Origin of the sequence: Streptosporangium sp. NPDC049046 (assembly GCF_040649155.1) — a bacterium.
Classification (GTDB): Bacteria; Actinomycetota; Actinomycetes; order Streptosporangiales; family Streptosporangiaceae; genus Streptosporangium.
On record NZ_JBEZEZ010000019.1, the window covers coordinates 60,019 to 79,157 of the forward strand.

The 19,139-nt window shown below is 71.8% G+C and carries 17 protein-coding genes; 4 read left to right on the forward strand and 13 right to left on the reverse strand.

The window, feature by feature from the left end; translation table 11 throughout:
• Positions 1–171 precede the first annotated feature (171 nt).
• Both AB0B96_RS25865 and AB0B96_RS25870 read right to left on the reverse strand, forming a co-directional pair.
• On the reverse strand, positions 172–615 hold the full coding sequence (locus AB0B96_RS25865) for a deaminase (RefSeq protein ID WP_350947339.1): 444 nt from the start codon (positions 613–615) through the stop codon (positions 172–174).
• 25 nt (positions 616–640) lie between these two features.
• On the reverse strand, positions 641–1,378 hold the full coding sequence (locus AB0B96_RS25870) for a dihydrofolate reductase family protein (protein ID WP_362902553.1): 738 nt from the start codon (positions 1,376–1,378) through the stop codon (positions 641–643).
• A 447-nt stretch (positions 1,379–1,825) separates the two neighbouring features.
• Between AB0B96_RS25870 and AB0B96_RS25875 the strand changes: the two genes are divergently transcribed.
• From AB0B96_RS25875 to AB0B96_RS25885, 3 genes are all read left to right on the forward strand, one after another.
• Positions 1,826–2,806, forward strand: a complete 981-nt coding sequence (locus tag AB0B96_RS25875) for an inorganic phosphate transporter (RefSeq protein WP_362902555.1) — start codon at positions 1,826–1,828, stop codon at positions 2,804–2,806.
• Complete coding sequence (locus tag AB0B96_RS25880; protein ID WP_350947336.1) at positions 2,803–3,462, forward strand: DUF47 family protein; 660 nt, start codon at positions 2,803–2,805, stop codon at positions 3,460–3,462. The genes AB0B96_RS25875 and AB0B96_RS25880 overlap by 4 nt, the downstream gene beginning before the upstream one ends.
• A gap of 104 nt (positions 3,463–3,566) precedes the next feature.
• Complete coding sequence (locus tag AB0B96_RS25885; RefSeq protein ID WP_362902557.1) at positions 3,567–4,232, forward strand: AIM24 family protein; 666 nt, start codon at positions 3,567–3,569, stop codon at positions 4,230–4,232.
• A 9-nt stretch (positions 4,233–4,241) separates the two neighbouring features.
• Here AB0B96_RS25885 and AB0B96_RS25890 read toward each other — a convergent pair whose 3' ends face one another.
• Complete coding sequence (locus AB0B96_RS25890; protein WP_362902559.1) at positions 4,242–5,459, reverse strand: damage-control phosphatase ARMT1 family protein; 1,218 nt, start codon at positions 5,457–5,459, stop codon at positions 4,242–4,244.
• A 95-nt stretch (positions 5,460–5,554) separates the two neighbouring features.
• Here AB0B96_RS25890 and AB0B96_RS25895 point away from each other — a divergent pair, with 95 nt between their 5' ends.
• A complete protein-coding gene (locus AB0B96_RS25895; RefSeq protein ID WP_350947333.1) occupies positions 5,555–6,184 on the forward strand; it encodes a cupin domain-containing protein in 630 nt (209 codons plus the stop codon).
• A 24-nt stretch (positions 6,185–6,208) separates the two neighbouring features.
• Here the strand turns inward: AB0B96_RS25895 and AB0B96_RS25900 are convergent, their stop codons facing one another.
• The 10 genes from AB0B96_RS25900 to AB0B96_RS25945 all read right to left on the reverse strand — a co-directional run bounded on the left by AB0B96_RS25900 (position 6,209) and on the right by AB0B96_RS25945 (position 19,132).
• The gene (locus tag AB0B96_RS25900; RefSeq protein ID WP_362902561.1) at positions 6,209–7,543 is read right to left on the reverse strand and encodes an NAD(P)/FAD-dependent oxidoreductase; all 1,335 of its coding nucleotides are present in this window, start codon (positions 7,541–7,543) and stop codon (positions 6,209–6,211) included.
• Positions 7,540–9,042 (reverse strand): kynureninase, encoded by a 1,503-nt coding sequence (gene kynU / locus AB0B96_RS25905; protein ID WP_362902563.1) that lies wholly within the window; start codon positions 9,040–9,042, stop codon positions 7,540–7,542. The genes AB0B96_RS25900 and kynU overlap by 4 nt, the downstream gene beginning before the upstream one ends.
• Positions 9,043–9,193: 151 nt before the next feature.
• Positions 9,194–10,225, reverse strand: a complete 1,032-nt coding sequence (locus AB0B96_RS25910) for an LLM class flavin-dependent oxidoreductase (protein ID WP_362902565.1) — start codon at positions 10,223–10,225, stop codon at positions 9,194–9,196.
• 140 nt (positions 10,226–10,365) lie between these two features.
• The gene (locus AB0B96_RS25915; protein WP_362902567.1) at positions 10,366–10,713 is read right to left on the reverse strand and encodes a TIGR04076 family protein; all 348 of its coding nucleotides are present in this window, start codon (positions 10,711–10,713) and stop codon (positions 10,366–10,368) included.
• 13 nt (positions 10,714–10,726) lie between these two features.
• On the reverse strand, positions 10,727–11,716 hold the full coding sequence (locus tag AB0B96_RS25920) for a zinc-binding dehydrogenase (RefSeq protein WP_362902569.1): 990 nt from the start codon (positions 11,714–11,716) through the stop codon (positions 10,727–10,729).
• Positions 11,713–12,156: a DUF4440 domain-containing protein gene (locus AB0B96_RS25925; RefSeq protein WP_362902571.1), complete on the reverse strand. Its 444-nt coding sequence runs from the start codon at positions 12,154–12,156 to the stop codon at positions 11,713–11,715. Before AB0B96_RS25925 ends, AB0B96_RS25920 begins: the two co-directional genes overlap by 4 nt.
• Positions 12,153–13,505, reverse strand: a complete 1,353-nt coding sequence (locus tag AB0B96_RS25930; RefSeq protein ID WP_362902573.1) for an amidohydrolase family protein — start codon at positions 13,503–13,505, stop codon at positions 12,153–12,155. Before AB0B96_RS25930 ends, AB0B96_RS25925 begins: the two co-directional genes overlap by 4 nt.
• Positions 13,502–15,346, reverse strand: coding sequence for a hydantoinase B/oxoprolinase family protein (locus tag AB0B96_RS25935; RefSeq protein ID WP_362902575.1), 1,845 nt, complete (start codon positions 15,344–15,346; stop codon positions 13,502–13,504). Before AB0B96_RS25935 ends, AB0B96_RS25930 begins: the two co-directional genes overlap by 4 nt.
• The gene (locus tag AB0B96_RS25940) at positions 15,339–17,078 is read right to left on the reverse strand and encodes a hydantoinase B/oxoprolinase family protein (protein ID WP_362902577.1); all 1,740 of its coding nucleotides are present in this window, start codon (positions 17,076–17,078) and stop codon (positions 15,339–15,341) included. The genes AB0B96_RS25935 and AB0B96_RS25940 overlap by 8 nt, the downstream gene beginning before the upstream one ends.
• Positions 17,075–19,132 (reverse strand): hydantoinase/oxoprolinase family protein, encoded by a 2,058-nt coding sequence (locus AB0B96_RS25945; protein WP_362902579.1) that lies wholly within the window; start codon positions 19,130–19,132, stop codon positions 17,075–17,077. Before AB0B96_RS25945 ends, AB0B96_RS25940 begins: the two co-directional genes overlap by 4 nt.
• Between the last annotated feature and the right edge of the window lie 7 nt (positions 19,133–19,139).

The following is a 19,139-nucleotide window of genomic DNA, read 5'->3' on the forward strand; positions in this document are numbered from 1 at the left end:
GTAGGCCCAGACGGCCCAGACGGCCCAGACGGCCCAGACGGCCCAGACGGCCCAGACGGCCCAGACGGCCCAGACGGCCCAGACGGCCCAGACGGCCCAGACGGCCCGGGGGCAGGCACGGGAGGCGGCGGGCGAGGAGCCGATCGGCCGGAGAGCCGGGCGAAGAGCCCCTCAGCCGGGAACGAGGTGGGCGTTGGGCTCGCGGGCCCGGTCCGCCAGCTCGGGAATCTCCAGCACGGTCACCCCGGCCGCCGCGAGTTCCTCGGCCCCGTGGCAGTCGACGAAGACCAGCGGCTCGCGCCACGCCATCACCACGCGCCGCACGCCGCTGTCCAGGATGAGCCGGGTGCAGGTCCTGGGACGCGAGGCTCGCGCGCTGCACGGCTCCAGACTGCTGTAGACCGTGGCGCCGGCCAGCCGGGGATCGTCCGGGGAGATCTTGGCCAGCGCCGACTCCTCCGCGTGGACGTGCGGATCGTTCTCCCGCGAGTAGCCCCGGGAGATCTCCTCACCGTCGGCGGAGACGACCACGGCGCCGACCGAGAAGGCCGTCTCCGAGGGCGGGCACGACCGCGCCAGGTCGCACGCCAGCTCCAGCCATTCGCGGTCGCTCATCTCGCTCTCCCCCATGGACGGCGTCTCAGGTCAGCAGGTAGCGCAGGAGGGTGACGTCGCCCATCTTGCGGACCTCCGCCAGGTCCATTCTGCGATCGCGGTCACGGGGGAACTCCCCGCCCCCGACGAAACGCGGGGCCGCCGGATCACCGACGAAGAACGGGGCGACGACGAGGTGGAGTTCGTCCACGAGATCCTCCCGCAGGAAGCGGGTGTGCACGGAGGTACCGCCCTCGACCATCAGGCGGCGCACCCCCCGCCCGTACAGGTCACCCAGGACACGGCCCAGGTCGACCGTGCCGCCCGTACCGCCCGTGCCGATCGTGCCGACTGTGCCGTCCGTGCCGCCGTCGGCACCCGGGGCACCGGCGTCGACCACCTCGGCGGCCCCGCCGAGACGCCCGTCGAGCTTCGCCACCGCCGCCGGCGCGGCGTACACGATCTTCTCCGCGTCACCGGCCGTGAAGAAGGCGGCGCCCGGGTCGAGGTCTCCGGTGGCGGTGAGCGTCACCTTCGCGGGAGACGGCGGCAGGCCGCGCGCGACCCGCTCCAGCGCGCGCTCCCGCGACCTGACGAGGAGCCGCGGATCGTCGCGGCGGACGGTGCCGGCTCCGACCAGGATCGCGTCGCAGGTGGCGCGGACCGCGTCGACCCGGTCGAAGTCCTCGTCGTTGGAGAGCAGGAGCCGTCGTGGCGTCTCGTCGTCGATGTATCCGTCGACGGACATCGCGCAGCTCAACAGCACGTAGGGGCGCTCGCCCACCCTCCACCTCCCCGCCTCGGCACCGGCCGATCGTAACAACCTCGCCGTACCCGCTCGCGGCGACGTCCGCCTCCGCGCGTCCCGCCCGGCCACTTCCCGCCGGTCGCGTATCGGCGAAGACAGGATGTCATCTGTACGTCAGCGGCAATTCCCCCTTCGTTTACCCTCTGTTAACCTAAAACTAAAGCTTTCTCATTGAAGGGGCATAAATGCGCGCGAGTCCGCCGAGATGTGGCCACGGACCATCCCCAGGTCTCCTCCGTCCTCTCGGAAGGCCGACTCGCCACCGTCTCCGCGGCACCGGCCGCGCGCACCCCCTCACCGTCCCCGCCCTCCGCACCGCCCGTGCCCTCCGCGCTCCCGGGGGCGAGGGGGAGGCGTGACGGCGAGGCATCCGGGAGACCGGTGCGGCGTGGGCGCGAGGCACGAACGGCGGTATCACCGCTGATGGGATGGACCCTCGCGTTCGCCGTCGTGGCGATCCTCTTCGTGCTGGCCAGCGGGGCCAACGACGGGGCCACCATCATCGGTCTCGGGCTCAGGTTCCCCCGCTCCCCCGGATGGGCGGTCACCGTGCTCCTCGTGGCCGTGCTCTTCGCCGTCCCGTACCTCCTGGGGGTCGCGGTCGCGCGCACGTTCACCGAGCGGCTGGCCGGGCTCGGGACGAGCGGCGGCGCGGCGGCGTTCCTGGTGGGAGTGGTGATCGCGGTGGCGGTGGTCGCGATGCTGACCGGCAGGGGCCTGCCGACCAGCCTCACCCTCGCGGTGATCGGCGGCATCAGCGGCGCGGGACTCGGCGCCGGGCTCTCCGTGTCGTGGAGGGAACTGGGCACCGTCCTGGCGATCGGGGCCTGCGCGCCCCTCGCCGGGCTGGTCCTGGGCTATCTGCTGGGGGCCCTGTCGCACCACGTGCCGTCCTACCGCCGCATGCCGCGACTGGTGTTCACCACCCACCTGCTCGCCTACTCGGCCCAGTGCGTGGCGTACGCGGTGAACGACGGCCAGAAGATGATCGCGGTGGTGAGCGTGGCGATCGGCGTGAGCCGTCACGGGCTCGGCGGGGTGGGGCCCGTCGAGGTCCCGCCGGTGTGGATGGCCGCCCTCGTGGCGCTCTTCCTCGCCGGTGCCCTGACGAGCCTGATCCGCGTCGGAGGCCGGTTGGGCCGCGGGGTGGTCATCACCCGCCCGCTGCACATCGTCTCCGCCGAGACGGCGGCCACCGGCGCCGTCCTCGGCAGTTCGGCCCTGGGAAGCCCGGTGAGCATGACCCAGTCGATCACCGCGGGGGTGGTCGGCGCGGCGACGAGCGAGGGAACGAGGAGAGTGCGATGGCAGGGCGTCGTGAACGTGGGTACGGCATGGCTGGTCACGCTGCCGTCGTCGATGGCGCTGGGCTGTCTCGGCGGTCTCGCGCTGAGGCTGATGTGAGCGGCACCGAGGGCCGCACCCGGAGGTTCGCGCGTGCCTGGGACGACCTGCGCGGCCGGTCGGGGCGACGGATCGTCTCTCTGGTGCGGGAGCAGGTCGCCATCGCGCGGGCGGGAGCCGTGCTCGCCCTCTCGGTCGCGGACGGCGAGATCGAACGGTCGAAGGCGCGGGCCCGGATGGCCGACGTGGAGCACGAGGGGGACGAGGCCAGAGCCCGGCTGGTACGGATCCTGCGGCGGGTGCTGGCGACCCCTCTCGACAGGGAGGACCTGTTCAGGCTCTCCCGTTCGATCGACGACGTGCTGGACCAGCTACGCGACTGTGTGCGCGAGATCGACCTGTTCGGGCCACAGGACGTGCGGTTCGCGGTCGAGCCGCTGCGGGCGGTGATCGACGGTCTCGACGAGCTGGAGGGCGCCGTACTGAAGATGATCGACGACCCGGCCTCGGTCACCGGGGCCGTGCTCGCCACCCGCAAGGCGTGCAGTCGCGTCCGCCAGCTCTACCAGGCCCGGCTCGCCGAGTTGTTCGCCGAGCGGCTGACCATGGACACCCTGCGCAGGCGCGAGCTGCTCTCGCGGCTCGACGCGGTGGGCCGCCGGCTCGGCGAGGCCGCCGACGCGCTCGCTGACGCGATGCTCAAACGGAGCCACTGAGGAGCCGCCGAGGAATCGCCGAAGGGAACTCCCGCGCGGCCGGATTCGTCAATCTCATGCGACCGTTCACCATGCGACGTCCCCGACGCTGAGAGGCATCTCCCGTGCGCAGCTCGTTCTTCGGAAACCTTGACCAGGACCGGTTCCCCGGCCACTTCGCCCTGCAGAACGCCAAGATGCTGCGGGTGCGGCTGAACGGAGAGGTCCTGGCACGGCAGGGATCGATGGTCGCCTTCCAGGGACAGATGGACTTCGACTACGAGGGCGCGGGGAGCGTCGGCCGCTTCCTGAAGAAGATGGTGAGCGGGGAGGGCGCACCGCTGATGCGCGTCCGCGGGCAGGGCGTGATCTTCTTCGCCGACAACGCCACCGACGTGCACCTGTTCTACCTGGAGGACGAGGCGCTCACCGTCAACGGCACCAACCTGCTCGCCTTCGACCCGCAACTCACCTGGGACATCCAACGCGTCCAGGGCGCGGGCGTCGCCACCGGCGGCCTGTTCAACACCACGCTCAAGGGCACCGGCTGGGTGGCGGTCACCGCGCACGGCGCCCCCGTGCTCCTCGACACCTCCCAGGCGCCGACCTTCGCCGACGGCCAGTCCGCGGTGTGCTGGAGCGCGGGGTTGCACGTGGGGGTCAACCGCACGATGAAGGCGGGGGCCCTGATCGGGCGAGGCAGCGGCGAGGCTCTGCAGCTCGCGTTCAGGGGTGAGGGCTTCGTCCTCGTCCAGGCGAGCGAGGGCCCGATCATCCCCAGCTCCGGCTGACCCGGCCGCTCACGCCCTGGCCTGGATGAGGCCGTGAGCCCCGGTGGTCAGCCAGGGACCGCCCGTGGCCTCCAGCGACATGACCACGTCACCGTCCAGGCCGACGGCGACCTCGGACTTCAGGGTGCGCAGCGCCACGACCGGGCCTGGGAAGTACGCGGTGGCCTCGGCGAACGGGGTGGTGTGCGGCCAGGCCCTGTCGCCGACGAGGCGGCGGTAGTTCAGGTCGCCCTTCATGATCGTGAGTGACGCGGACGCGAAGTCCTCCCGCATGCCGAAAGGCATCTCGTGGTAGGGCAGGGGCGCGCAGGAGAAGGCGTACGCCCGCAGGAGCAGCCTCCCCGACCCGAGCGCCGCCCGCAGCCGCCCCGCCACCTCTCCCGCCTCGCCGCCGGCGGCGGCCATCCGGCGCAGGCAGGCCAGGACGTCGGCCGGGGTGGCGTCGGACAGGTAGTACGGCAAGGGCTTGACGTGCAGGACGACCTCGCCCGCTCCCCTGGCGTGCAGCAGGTGGTCGATGAGGACGAGGTCGGGCAGCAGCTCGCTCCCGGCGTTGTCCGCGACGAGGCAGATCCTCGTGAGCCCTCCGCGACCGGCCTCCCCACCGTCGACGAGCGACCACAGGAGCGCGCTGTCGTCGGCGAGGAGCCCGGACTCCCGCCCGGCGAGCTCGGGGCCGGCCGCGACCCGGAACACCAGGTCGGCCCGGTTCCCCCACAGCGCCCGCAGAACGAGCGCCTGGGCCCGCTCGGCGGAGGGCAGTTCGGCCAGGGCGTCGAGCTCGCCGAGCTCCTCGTCGACGGCCTCGCCGAGCAGCTCGGCCTGCTTGAAGGGCTCGAACGGGTCGACGCCTCGCCACGGGCCCGGCCCGAAGTAGCCGACCGCGGACAGCAGCCTGCGGTAGAAGTAACTCTCCGCCCACAGGAACGGCGCGTCGTCCCACCGCCGCCCGACATGGCCCCGGTCCCAGCTCTCCCACAGGTCACGGTCGTGCGCGGACTCCTCAAGCGGCTCGATCACCCCCTCGATCTCCTCCAGCAGCAGGTCGAGTGACCGGTTCACCCCGAGGTCGTACGGCGTGGCGGTGCGGACCTTCTCGATCAGGGCGGGGTGCCGTTCATGAAGAACGCGCCACGGATAGGAACCGGGGACGTCGCTCAGGAACACCGGCGGATCCTGCGGCGCCCAGGGCCCTGCGGCCCGCTGCCGGGCATCACCGTCTGCCATTTCCGACTCCTTTTTGACGCGCGACGACTCTTGTTATGAAATATGTTTAGCTAGAGCGAACAGGCGGCCACGCCGCTTGACGGAGGGAGCCGCGGGTGGGCACATCGGAGCGTCACAGCGGTGAGGAGCTGGACCGCCACGACGCCGTCGGAGCCCGGATGCGGCAGTTCCGTAAGGAGCGCGGTCTGACCCTACGCGGTCTCGCCACCCACTCCGGGCTCTCGATCGGGTTCCTCTCGCAGGTCGAGAGGGGGATCTCCTCCATCGGCCTGACCGCGCTCAACAGCGTGGCCACCGCGCTCGACCGCAGCGTGGCGGAGTTCTTCAACGACGTGCCGCCCGAGGAGGAGACACAGGAGACGCGCGCCCCGGTCTCCCATCTGCCGAGCCACTTCACGCTCACCCGCTCGGCGACGGCCGCCACCGAATACATCTCGGGCCAGCAGACCTACCGCATGCTCTCGGCGAGGGGCCCGAACCTGGTGCTCGAACCGCTGCTGGTGCACATCGCGCCCGGCGGCAAACGCGAGAACTCCTACGGTCACGCCGGGGAGGAGTTCGCCTTCGTGCTGGAGGGCGAGCTGCTGTACGAGGTCGACGGCGTCGAGCACCGGCTGTACCCGGGCGACAGCGTCCACCTGAGGTCGACCGTCCCGCACAGCATGTTCAACGACACCGACCGGGTCACCACGGTCGTGTCCGTGGTGACCCCCCGGCTGTTCTGACCCCCTCCCCGGGCGCGAAGACGGTCAGCGGCGGCGCAGGGCGCGGGTGGCCAGTGCGACCGCGGCCAGCGCGCCGAGCGCCCCGGCGGCGACCGCCCCGCGCTGGCGGGAGATGCGCCGCTGGATCTCGGCGTAGGGCACCGTGCTGAACGAGACGAGCTCGTAGCGGGAGACGTAGACGCCGGGCAGCAGCCGTTCCAGGCCGTGCTCGACGCGTTTGCGCAGCAGGAACGACCGGGAGGCGACCTTGTCGCGCATCTCGACGAAGTTCTCCAGCGCGAGCTCGGCGATGGTGTCGGCGTGCTCCTTGCGCCGGGCCCCGTACATGGCGAGGGCCCTGGGGAAGTCGTCGCCGGCCTCCTCCAGGCAGCGGTCGAGCTCCACGCAGTCCTCGAAGCCGCAGTTCGCGCCCTGGCCGTAGAAGGGGACGATCGCGTGGGCCGCGTCTCCGAGCAGGCCGACCGCCGCTCCCCCTGTGCCGCGTACGTGCCAGGGGCGGGCCCGCATGGTGACCAGGTGCCCGATCGGGTTGTGGGCGTAGTCGTCGGCGAGGTCGGGCATGAGGGCGTGGGCGTCGGCGTAGTTCGCGGCGAAGAACTCCTCGAAGCGCTCCGCGGTGTCCAGTTCGGCGAAGCTGCCCGGCCCCGACTTGGGCCAGAACAGCGTGCACGTGAAGGACCTGTCCGGGTTGGGCAGGGCGATCATCATCGCCTTGCCGCGCGGCCAGATGTGCAGCGCGCCCGGGTCGAGGGCGAACCCGCCGTCGCGCGCCGGGATCGTCAGCTCCTTGTAGCCGTAGTCGAGATACTCCTGGCTGAAGTCGAAGCCGGGCAGGAACTGCAGCCGTCCCCGTACCGCACTGTAGGCGCCGTCGGCGGCGAGCACGACCTGGGCGGTGCGGGTGACGGGACCGCCAGGCGTGTCGAAGTCCATCCGGCCCGAGTCGACGTCGAGTCCGGTCAGCCGGTGCTCGAAGAGCGCGCGGACCCCCGGCATGCCGAGGGCGGCGTCCAGCAGGGTGCGGTTGAGCTCGGAGCGGCTGATGGAGTTGATCGCCCGCTGCCCTCCCGCGCTGTAGGGCTGGAAGCTGAGCGTGCCGTCGGGGGCGTGCATCATCCGGCCGGGCATCGGCAGCGCGGCCTTCAGCACGGCCTCGTCCAGCCCGATCCGGCGCAGCGCGTCGATCCCCCGTTCGGAGATCGCCAGGTTGATCGAGCGCCCGCGCTCAGGCGTGGCCTCGCGCGGGTCGGGCCTGCGCTCGTACAGGGTGACCTCGTAGCCTCGGCGGGCCAGGTAACAGGCCGTCAGGCAGCCGACCAGCCCCGCGCCGACCACGGCGACCTCGCCGGGGGACCTCATCTCGGGCTCACCTCCCTGGCGAGCGCGTCGGCGGCCCGCCAGCAGTCGTGGAACGTGGAGTACAGGGGCACGGGGGCGAGCCGGATGACGTCGGGGCGCCGCACGTCGGCGAGGACGCCGTGGACCTCGTGCAGCCGGTCGGCGAGAGCCGCGGCATCGAGAGCGCCGTCGGCGCCGGGGACGCCGCCGGTCACCCGCAGGGAGAGCTGGGCTCCGCGCCTGGCCGGGTCGGCGGGCGTGACGATCTCCAGCGGGCGGTCGCGGACCACCTCGGCGAGCAGCCGTTCCAGGTAGCCGGTGAGCGCCAGGCTCCGCTCCCTCAGCGCCGCCATCCCCGTCTCGGCGAACATCCGCAGCGAGACCCGCACCGGGGCCATCGCGAGGATCGGCGGGTTGGAGATCTGCCAGGCGTCGGCGGTGGGTACCGGGACGAGCTCGGGCCGCATCTCGAAGCGGGTCGCCTCCTCGGTGCTCCACCATCCGGCGAGCCGGGGCAGCGTGGGATCGGTCACGTGACGCCGGTGCACGAAGCATCCGGCGACGGCGCCGGGCCCCGAGTTGAGGTATTTGTACGAGCACCAGGCCGCGAAGTCCACGTCCCAGTCGTGCAGCGCGAGCGGCACGTTCCCCGCGGCGTGCGCGAGGTCCCAGCCGACGCGGCACCCGGCCGCGTGCCCGGCCGCGGTGACGGCGGGGATGTCGAGGAACTCGCCGGTCAGGTAGTTGACCCCGCCCAGCAGCACGAGCGCCACCCGGTGCCCCTCGCGGGCCAGGTAGTCCACGATGTCGGCGGTGCGCAGGCAGTCCTCGCCCTCGCGGGGGCGCAGCCGGACCACCGTCTCGTCGGGGTCGAGGCCGTGGTGCACGGCCTGGCTGCGCACCGCGTAGCTGTCGGAGGAGAAGGCGTGGTCCTCGATCACGATGCGGGTGCGCTCACCGGCCGGGCGGTAGAAGGTCGCCATCATCAGGTGCAGGTTGACCGTGAGGGAGTTCATCACCACGGTCTCGTCGGGGAACGCGCCCACGAGCGCCGCGGCGTCCTCGCGCAGCTCCGCGTGGTAGGGCAGCCAGGGGTGCGCCGCGCGGTGGTGGCCCTCGACCGCGTGCAGGGCCCAGTCGTCCAGCTCGGCGGAGATCGCGGCGCGGGCGGCGCGGGGCTGAAGGCCGAGCGAGTTGCCGGCGAAGTAGGCGAGCTCGGGGTGCCGGGAGGTCGCGGGAGCGGGCGGGACAAGGAACTCCGCGCGGCGGCACACCGGCCTTCCGGCGGCCTCGGCCTGTCGCGCGGACTCGGCGTCGGCGGCGAGCGCCTCCCGCTCACCGGGCAGACCGCCCTGCCCAAGGCCGCCACGGCCACCGGATCCTTCGTGTCCGCCCAGGTCACGGTGCGAGGTGCGGTCCACGTCACCGCCGGTGTCATGCGGATCGCCGAGGCCCCCGGTCTCCTCGACCGTCACGCCCGACATCTCCGTTGCCGGACCCCCGGCGCGTTCACTCGTCACATCATCTCCTTCTCCTCTCTTATGTTCACCCATACTGAACTGAGGTGAAAATCAGGAGAGTGAGACGATTCGGGCCGTGCGCTTTCCGGACGGAAGGTTCTCGGGGCATCCGGTTTCAAGATGACGGAGCGTCACCGGAGGGTGTCGCGCCTCACACCGGGCCACCGCCCCGCGCCGCGGGGGATCGGTCCAGCAGCGGCAGCACCTCGGCTCCGAGCAGCTCCACGCCCCGGTCGTCGCTGAGACCGTGCGGGGTGCCGAACTCCACCCGGTGCGCGCCGGCGTCGATGAGGGCCTGGGCCTGCGCGGCGACCTGCTCGGGGGTGCCGGAGAAGGCGAACAGGTCGAGCAGGTCGTCGGGGATGAGGCGCCCCGCCTCGGTGTCCCTGCCCTCCCCGACCAACGTCTTCACCCTGTCGAGCAGGTCGGCGGGGATCTCCACGGTCGGATCGAGGTCGGCGACCACCGCGAGGTACATCGCGACCTCGCCGCGCGCCTTGGCGCGGGCCGCGGCGCCGTCGGTGTCCACCACGGTCACCGCGCCCAGGACGACCCCGATCGCGCCGGGATCGCGCCCGGCCGCCACCGCCCCGGCCGCGACCCGCTCGCGGATCACCCCGACCATCGCCGGGTTCGCGCTGCCGCCCACCTTGATCTCGTCGGCGATCCGTCCGGCCAGCGCCGCCCCCCTCGGCCCCCACGTGCCGAGCAGCAGCGGCGGCCGGGGCCGGTGTACGGGGTAGCGCAGCCCGGTGCCCGGCGCGAGGCGGAACATCTCCCCCTCGTACCCTCCGGTGTCACCGGCGAGCAGCCGGTAGACCACCTCCGCCGCCTCCGCCAGCGCGGTGAGCGGCCTGGGCTGGGCGATGCCCACCGCGCCGAGCCAGGTGCCGCGTGCCAGCCCGAGGTAGGCGCGGCCGTGCGAGGCGAGGTCGAGGGCGGCGAGCTGCCCGGCGATCTCGTACGGTGCCGTGGAGTAGGGGTTGAGACAGGCCGCGCCGAGCCGCACCCGCCCGGTGGCGGCGGCCATCTCCAGCAGGGGGAAGATCGGCGGCTGGTACATCAGGTCGCCGAACACGCTCAGCACGTCGAAGCCGTGCTCCTCGGCGCGGCGCGCGAGCCGCGCGTAGTCACCGGCCCGCTTGTCGCTCTGCAGGCCGAGGCCGATCTCGGCGGCGGTCATCGGGGGCTCTCCTGCCCGGTGGCGGTCGTCACGGATTCCTCACAGTCTGCGGTCGTCGCGGATCGCCGCGTGATCACGGCGGCCCTCGGGGATGCCTCCGGAACGCCGGTCATCGCGGGTCCTTCTCAGGTCAGGTCGGCTCAGGTCAGGTCGGCGGAGTTCATCCGGCGGCGCCCGGTCCGCTCGACCCGCATCACCAGCCGCTCCTCCGGGTCGGGGCAGGTGAACAGGGTGTCTCGCTCCAGCCAGTCGCCCTCGGCGAGGTCGCGCTGCTTGGCGGCGAGGAACGGCAGCACCGAGGCGAGCGCGTAGACGCAGAAGTGCTCGCCGTCGGGGAGCCGCAGGTGGGCGCTGTTCTCCAGGGTGAAGCAGTCGCCCACCTCCATCCCGCAGACGGACCTGCCCTCGATGCGGTCGACCACCACCCGCAGGTCGTACAGCTCCATGTCGCCCTGCTCGTCCCCGCTGTTCCCACTGATGTCGTTCACGCCGCTTCCTCCCTCAGCCCGTCCGGACCATGATCTTTCCTGTCGTACGGCGTTCGGCCAGGTCGGCCAGGGCCGCGGGGGTGTCCGCCAGGCTCACCACGCGCGACACGAGCGGCCGTACGGCGCCCGAGTCGAGCAGGGCGAACAGCTCCTCGTAGGCGTCCCGCACCGCGTCGGGTCGCCGCCACGGGTACGCCGACCCCCACGACACCCCGACCAGGGAGGCGTTGGCGGCGACGAACGCCATCGGGTCGACCGGCGGCGGAAATCCTCCGGCCGCACCGACGGCCACCAGGCGCCCCTCGAAGGCGAGGCAGTCCAGCGAGCGCGTGAGGACGTCGCCGCCGACGGGGTCGACGACGACGTCGGCGCCGTGGCCGTCCGTCAGGTCCATCACCGAGGTGGCGAAGTCGACCTCCAGGTAGTCGATCGCCTCGGCCGCACCGTTCTCCCGGCACAGCGCGGTCTTGGCCGGGCCACCCGCCGTGCAGATCACCCGCGCCCCGAAGGCGAGCGCGAGCTGGGTGGCGGCGATGCCGACACCTCCCGCGCCCGCGTGCACGAGCACCGTCTCCCCCGCCGCGAGCCCGGCCCTGCGCAGCGCGAACCACGCGGTCTGGTACGTGACGGGCAGGGCCGCGACCGTGACGGGGTCGAGCCCGTCCGGGTAGGGCACGACGAGGGCGGCGTCGACGGTGACGACGTCGCCGAGGGCCCCGTGCGGCAGGGTGGGGCAGGCGAGGACCGCCCTGCCCTCCAGGTGCTCGGCACCCGCCCCGGCGGCGACCACCGTTCCCGCGGCCTCGACGCCGGGCGTCATCGGCGGATCCGGGCGTACCGGGTAGGTGCCCCTGCACAGCATGACGTCGAGGTAGTTCAGCCCGACGGCCCGCACCGCGATCCGCACCTCGCCGTCGCCGGGGGCGCGCTCCTCGGGCACCTCCGCCAGGGAGAGGACCTCCTCGGGCTCGCCGTGCTCGTAGGCGACCAGCCGCCGGTTCACGGCGTGAGCAGTTCTGAGTGATGGTGCACGATGAGCCAGTCCCCGCCGACACGGCGCAGCACGTCGGTCACCCGGCTGCGCTGGACGGGTCCGTCCGGCGGCTGGGCGACCAGCACATAGCGGGCGACGCCGGTGTCTTCCCACACGTCGATCCACTTGTCCTCGGCCTCCAGCCTGGCGAGGCGGGGACGCGCACCCGAGCCGTCCCTCTCGTCGCGGTAGGCGTCGAGTTCCCGCCGGGTCCTCAGCGGTCCCGGCAGGTGCGTCTCCCAGGTGGTCACCGCGTCGTGCAGGTGCCCGTCGAAGCGGTGGCGGTCGGCCGCGAGGAACGCGTCGTACATGTCGTCGATGCCGGCCGAGATCAGATCGGCGTCCGCACCGGAGCCGGTGTTCACGACTTCTCCCATCGGGTCGGTGCTCACCTCGGAGTCGGGGTTCACGGCTTCTCCCATCCCGACCGGTCGTCGCGGACGACCCGGCCGCCCTTCATCACCCAGCGGACCCCGCGGAAGGCCGAGGTGCCCGCGAGCGGGTCGGCGTCCATCGCGATGAGGTCCGCGTACTTGCCGACCTCGACGGTGCCGAGGTCGGCCTCGGCGCCGAGCCAGCGGATCGGGCCGAGCGTGCCCGCGTACAGTGCCCCGGCCGGGCCGAGACCGCCTTCGGACATGCACTCCAGCTCGCGTACCGAGGCGTTCGTCCCCTCGAAGTCCCAGAACGGCGGCATGTCGCTGCCCAGCAGGACGTCCACCCCCGCGTCGAGGGCGATGGCGTAGCTCTCCAGGTGGCGGGGGCCGGCGCCGAGCGAGCGGCACTGCATCCACTCCGGCACCCCGAGCTCGTCGAAGAACTCCTTGCAGCGGGTGACGAGCAGCGTCGGCACCAGGGACGTGCCGCGTTCGGCCATCCTCTTCGCGACCTCGGGGGTGAGCTGGTAGCCGTGCTCGACGCAGTCGAGGCCCATCTCGACGGCCTCGGCGATCACCGCCGCCGGACCCGCGTGCGCGGTGACCTTGCGGCCCCAGGCGTGCGCGGTCTGCAGCGCTGCCGCCAGCTCGTCGGAGAACAGCTGCGGGGTGTCCATCTGCTCGTGTTCCCCGGCGATCCCGCCCGAGATCATGATCTTGATGAGGTCGGCGCCCGCCTTGATCTGGCTGCGCACCCCGCGCCGGAACCCGTCGGCGCCGTCGCACTCCAGGGTGTCGCTCCCCTCGTGCCCGTGGCCGCCGGTGCAGACCAGGGCGCGACCGGCGGTGAAGATGCGCGGGCCGGCCGCCCGGCCCGACTCGATCGCCCGGCGCAGTGCGAAGTCGGCGTGGTCCTTCTCGGCCACGCACCTCACCGTGGTCACCCCGCAGTGCAGGGTGCGCCGGGCGCCGTCGGCCATGTAGAGGGCGAGCTCGTGCGCCGTCATGTTCTTGACGCTGTCGCCTCCCTGGCCGGGGAGCGACAGGGACAGGTGGGTGTGCATGTTGACCAGGCCGGGGGTGACGTACGCGCCGTCCAGGTCGAGCAGTTGGGCGTCGCCCGTCCGCTCCAGGATCCGCTCGCGAGGACCCACGGCCGCGATCCTGTCACCCCGGATCCACACCGCGGCGTCGGCGATCCGCCCCTCCCCCTCCGCCGTCCGGACCGCGGTGTCGGCGATCCGCCCGTCCGTCGTCCGGGCCGGCCGGATGGCAGCGTCGCCCGAGAACGGGACGCCCGCCGTACGACCTCCCGAACCGGCGGCGCGGGCGTCGGTGACGGTGCAGTTGACCAGGACCACATCGTTGACCATGTCGTTCATCGGACGACCTCGGCTCCATAGATCTCGCGGGCCGCCTCGGGGGAGACGTAGCCCTCGTCGACGTCGCGGCGCACCAGGTCGGGATCGCGGTCGCGCGGACCCCCGTGCCCGCCACCACCGGCCGTGAGCAACGTGATCCGGTCGCCGACCTCCACCCTGGTCCGCTTCGTGCTCACCCGATGCTCACGCTCGGTGCCGGGAAAGACCACCACCTGGTTGGGCTCCGGCTCCAGCCCGCCCTCCAACGCCCACGGCCGCGACCGCGTCTTCTTGATCACCGACAGGAACTCCCCCGGCACCACGAAACGAATGTCACGCCGCAACCCCACCCCACCCCGCAGCCGTCCCGCGCCGCCGGAGTCCTCACGCATCTCCACCCGCTCGAAGAACATCCCGGTCCTGGCCTCCAGAACCTCGACGGGGGTGTTGCGGGCCTGGGTCTGGCACAGGTGGTTGGCGGCGTTCATACCGTCGTGGGACGGGGTCGCGCCCCAGCCGACCGGGTCGTTGTTGCTGACCGCGAACATCTGCCCGGTCTCCGGATGGATCCCGACCATCATGAACCCCGGCACGTCACCCCCCGAAGAGGCGGGAAGCCGCTCCGGCATGCCCTGCGCCAACGCCTTGTAGATCAGCTCCAGGGCGACCGTCCCCGTCCACTGGGTGAAGGTCGCCGCCGGGTAGGCGGCGTGGAAGAGGGTGCCGGGCTCGGCCCGCACCTCCAGCGGGGCGAAGTGCCCGGCGTTGGTCTGCTCTGTCGGCGTGGTGATCGCCTTGAACGCGACCCGGCAGGTCGCGATGGTCGCGCCGAACGGGAGGTTGACCGGTCCCGCGGTCGCGCCGGACGATCCGGCGAAGTCGACGGTGAAGGTGCCGTCGGCGACGGTGACGGTGACCTGCATGCGGACCGGATCCTCGGTGATCCCGTCGTCGTCCAGCCAGTCGACCGCCGTCCACGAGCCCTGCGGCAGGCCGGCGACGGCCTCGGCGGCGGACTCGGCGGCGGCGGCGATCACGGTCTCGACGACGGAGGCGACGACGTCCCCGCCGTAGCGGGTGTACAGCTCGCGGAGGCGGCGCTCGCCGGTGCGCAGCGCGGCGACCTGCGCGTTCAGATCACCGATCACCAGATCCGGCATCCGCGAATTGAACCGGATCAACTCAATGATCTCCCGATTCGCCACCCCCTCCGAGAACACCTTCGTCCCCGGAAAGATAATCCCCTCCTGATGCATATCCGTGGAATCCAGCACATACCCCGGATCCTTCGCCCCCAGATCCATCCAGTGAGCCCGAACACACAAGAAACCCACCAGATCGGCATCCACGAACACCGGAGAGAACAACGTCGCGTCGTAAGAATGCGCCGCGTTCCAGTACGGATAGTTCAACAACACCACGTCACCGGGACGCAGATTCTCCCGCCCGACATACTCCACCCCCTTGCGGATGGAATAGTCGTTGGCGCCGAGAAAGCGGCTCAGCCCCGTCGACTCGGCAACGAGACGAAGATCCGCGTCGTAGACGGAGATACCGAAGTCGAACACCTCGTAGATCACCGGGTTGAAGGCGGTACGGACGAGCGTGGCCCGCATCTCCTCGGCGACCGAGGAGAGGTGACTGCGCACCACCTCGACCGTCGCGCCGTCCACCGGGCCGAGGCCGCCGCCCGCGCGGCCGGCCCTTCGCCCTCCTGAGGCGGCGGGCCCGGTGGACTCCGGGGCCGCGGGACTGGACGGGTCGGAGACCGCGGTCCCTGGGACGGCGGAGCCGGACGGGTCGGAGACCGCGGCCCCCTGGTCGGCGGGGCCGGACGGCGTGGAGGCGGCGGGCTCAGACATCGTCGATCCCGTAGGTCTCGCGGGCGGCCTCGGGGGAGACGTAGCCCTCGGCGACGTCGCGGCGCACCAGGTCGGGATCGCGGTCGCGCGGATCCCCGTGCCCACCGCCGCCGGCCGTGAGCAACGTGATCCGGTCGCCGACCTCCACCCTGGTCCGCTTCGTGCTCACCCGATGCTCACGCTCGGTGCCGGGAAAGACCACCACCTGGTTGGGCTCGGGCTCCAGCCCGCCCTCCAGCGCCCACGGCCGCGACCGCGTCTTCTTGATCACCGACAGGAACTCCCCCGGCACCACGAAACGAATGTCACGCCGCAAACCCACCCCACCCCGGAACCGTCCCGCGCCGCCGGAGTCCTCACGCATCTCCACCCGCTCGAAGAACATCCCGGTCCTGGCCTCCAGAACCTCGATCGGTGTGATGCGTCCGGTGCTCCCCGAGACGTGGGTGGCGGCGTTCATACCGTCGTGGGACGGGGTCGCGCCCCAGCCGACCGGGTCGTTGTTGCTGACCGCGAACATCTGCCCGGTCTCCGGATGGATCCCGACCATCATGAACCCCGGCACGTCACCCCCCGAAGAGGCGGGAAGCCGCTCCGGCATGCCCTGCGCCAGCGCCTTCAGGATGAGTTCGACCGCGACGATGCCGGTCCACAGGGTGAACGTCGGCTGCGGGTAGACGGCGTGGAAGAGCGTGCCCGGTTCGGCCCGCACCTCAAGAGGAACGGTCGTGCCGAAGTTGGACGGCTCGTCGGGCGAGGTGAGCGCCTTCAGGACGACCTTGCAGATCGCGATGGTCGCGCCGAACGGCATGTTGATGGGCCCTGCGGTGGCGGGCGAGGAACCGGCGAAGTCGACGGTGAAGGTGCCGTCGGCGACGGTGACGGTGACCTGCATGCGGACCGGATCCTCGGTGATCCCGTCGTCGTCCAGCCAGTCGACCGCCGTCCACGAGCCCTGCGGCAGCTCGGCGAGGGCGGCGCGGGTGCGCGCCTCCCCGTCCTCGACCATCCGCTGGACCGCCGCCTCCACGGTGGGGCGGCCGAACTTCTCCAGGATCTCCTGGAAACGGCGCTCGCCGGTGCGCAGCGCGGCGACCTGCGCGTTCAGATCACCGATCACCAGATCCGGCATCCGCGAATTGAACCGGATCAACTCAATGATCTCCCGATTCGCCACCCCCTCCGAGAACACCTTCGTCCCCGGAAAGATAATCCCCTCCTGATGCATATCCGTGGAATCCAGCACATACCCCGGATCCTTCGCCCCCAGATCCATCCAGTGAGCCCGCACACACAAAAAACCCACCAGGTCCTCGCCCATGAAAACCGGCGAGAAAAGCGTCGCGTCATACGCGTGTGCCGCGTTCCAGTACGGATAGTTCAACAGCACCACGTCACCGGGACGCAGATTCTCCCGCCCGACATACTCCACCCCTTTACGGAGTGAGAAGTCGTTGGCACCGAGGAAGAAGGTGAGTCCGGTGGCCTCGGCGATCAGCCGCAGGTCCGCGTCGTACATCGACATGCCGAAGTCGTGGACCTCGTAGATCACCGGGTTGAAGGAGGTGCGGATCAGCGTGGCCCGCATCTCCTCCGCCGCCGCGAGCAGGTAACTGCGCACCACCTCGGCGGTCGCGCCGTCCAGCCGGGCGCCGTCCAGCCGAGCACCGTCCGCCCCGGCGCTGTCCGCCCCGGCGCCGTCCGATCGAGCACCGTCCAGCCGCTCCGTCATGACGTCGCCTCCACAAGCCGTACCAGCAGGTAGCCGTGTTCCTCGACCTCGACCCGCTGCCCCGAGGGGACCACGGTGGTCGAGGTGCCCTCGTCGACCAGGGCGGGTCCTTCGAACGCGTCGCCCGGCTCAAGCAGCGCGCGGTCGTAGACAGCGAACGACGCCGTGGCGCGGGTGCCGAAGTCGTAGGCGTCCCTGTGGGCGAGCAGCGCCCGGCTCGCGTCGCCGTCACCTGGCGGGCGCGTCACCAGTTCGGGCCGGTCGGTACGGCCGATGCCGCGCACCCGCAGGTTGAGGATCTGCACCCGGTTGTCCATCGCGTGCCCGTACCGCGCCGCGTGGGTCTCCTCGAACGCCCGCCTGATCGCGTCGCGGTCGAGGTCGCGGCCCGTGGTGACGATGAGCGAGTGCTCCTGGCCCAGGTAGCGCAGCTCGAACTGGCGCTCAAGGACCATGCGGTCCGCCGGGACCCGCTGCGCCTCCAGGGAGGCGACCGCCTCGGCCTCGACGCTCTTGAACACCGTCTCCAGCCCGTCGAGGTCGGCGTCGTCCAGGGTGGCCATCACCGTACGGGAGAAGTCGTCGACGATGTCGGCGCTGAGCATGCCCCAGGCGGAGAAGCCGGAGGGCGCGAACGGCACGATGACCTCGCCGATGCCCATCTCCGCCGCGAGCAGCGGGGCGAGCAGCGGCCCCGCCCCGCCGAACGCGAGCAGCGAGAAGCCCCGGGGGTCGTGTCCCCGCTCGACCGTGATCTGCCGGACCGCGCCGACGGTCTTGGCGAGCAGCACGTCGAAGACGCCCGCCGCCGCCGCCTCGGGGCTGAGCCCGAGTGGCCCGGCCACCTGCTCGTCGAGCGCCGCGCGGGCGGCGTCGGCCCGCAGCTCCATGGTCCCGGCCAGGAAACGGTCCGGGTCCACGTAGCCGAGGACGACCGCCGCGTCCGTGACGGTGGGACGGGTGCCGCCCCGGCCGTAACACACCGGGCCGGGGTCGGCACCCGCACTCTGCGGCCCCACCTTCAGCAATCCCCGCTCCAGCCACGCGATCGAGCCCCCTCCGGCGCCGATCGTGCGGATGTCGTAGGTGGGGATCAGCAGCGGGAAGTGCTCCAGCTGCGCCTCGTAGGCGGCCACCGGGGACCCGTGCTCGATCACGCACGCGTCCAGCGAGGTGCCGCCGATGTCGAAGGTGAGAAGGTCCCGGCGACCGAGGGCGGCGGCGATGTGCGCCGCGCCCACGATGCCGCCCGCCGGGCCCGACAGCACGGTGTGCGTCGGGGAGGTCTTGGCCACGGCCGACGTCATGGAGCCGCCGCCGGAGCGCATGATCAGGAATCGCCCGTCGAAGCCGCGCTCGGCGAGCCCGCGCTCCAGCCGGTCCACGTACCTCTCGAAGATCGGCCGGATGTAGGCGTCGAGGACGGTCGTGCTGGTCCGCTCGTACTCGCGGTACTCCCGCACGATGTCGGTGGAGACCGAGACCGTCACCTGGGGGTACGCCTCGCGGATGATCCGGGCGGCCTCCCGCTCGTGGGAGGGGTCGAGGAAGGAGTGCAGGAAGCAGACGGCGATCGACACCACTCCCCGCTCCTCGACCAGGACGCGGGCGGCCTCCCGCACCCCGGCGGCGTCGAGTTCCTCGACCACCCGGCCCCGGTGGTCGAGCCGCCCCCGCACCCCGGCGGTGTGGCGTCGCAGCACGAGGCTGTCGGGCCGCTCGTACTGGAAGTCGTACATGTGGTCGGAGGGCACGTTGCCCCGGCCGATGAGGAAGATGTCGCGGAAGCCGTCGTTGGTGATGATCCCGGTGGGCTCGCCGCGCCGCTCCAGGACGGCGTTGAGCCCGAGGGTGGTGCCGTGGATGAACAGCTCCGCCTCCGACAGGTCGGTGCCGAGCGCGGTGACCGCGTCGAGCACGCCCTCCCAGGGGCGCGCCGGGGTCGTCGAGGCCTTCCTGAAGCGCACCTCGTGGGTGCGCGTGTCCAGCTCCATCGCGTCGACGAAGGTGCCGCCGATGTCGACGGCCAGACGGATGTGCTTGGGGTCGGGCATTGCGGGT

Excerpts from the sequence above, each read along its gene's own strand:
- AB0B96_RS25910 (WP_362902565.1), bottom strand. The coding sequence starts at position 10,225 with ATGACCGCCGCCGAGATCGGCCTCGGCCTGCAGAGCGACAAGCGGGCC.
- AB0B96_RS25935 (WP_362902575.1), bottom strand. The coding sequence starts at position 15,346 with ATGTCTGAGCCCGCCGCCTCCACGCCGTCCGGCCCCGCCGACCAGGGG.
- AB0B96_RS25875 (WP_362902555.1), top strand. The coding sequence starts at position 1,826 with ATGGGATGGACCCTCGCGTTCGCCGTCGTGGCGATCCTCTTCGTGCTG.
- AB0B96_RS25945 (WP_362902579.1), bottom strand. The coding sequence starts at position 19,132 with ATGCCCGACCCCAAGCACATCCGTCTGGCCGTCGACATCGGCGGCACC.
- AB0B96_RS25940 (WP_362902577.1), bottom strand. The coding sequence starts at position 17,078 with ATGACGGAGCGGCTGGACGGTGCTCGATCGGACGGCGCCGGGGCGGAC.
- AB0B96_RS25930 (WP_362902573.1), bottom strand. The coding sequence starts at position 13,505 with ATGAACGACATGGTCAACGATGTGGTCCTGGTCAACTGCACCGTCACC.
- AB0B96_RS25890 (WP_362902559.1), bottom strand. The coding sequence starts at position 5,459 with ATGGCAGACGGTGATGCCCGGCAGCGGGCCGCAGGGCCCTGGGCGCCG.
- AB0B96_RS25865 (WP_350947339.1), bottom strand. The coding sequence starts at position 615 with ATGAGCGACCGCGAATGGCTGGAGCTGGCGTGCGACCTGGCGCGGTCG.
- AB0B96_RS25900 (WP_362902561.1), bottom strand. The coding sequence starts at position 7,543 with ATGAGGTCCCCCGGCGAGGTCGCCGTGGTCGGCGCGGGGCTGGTCGGC.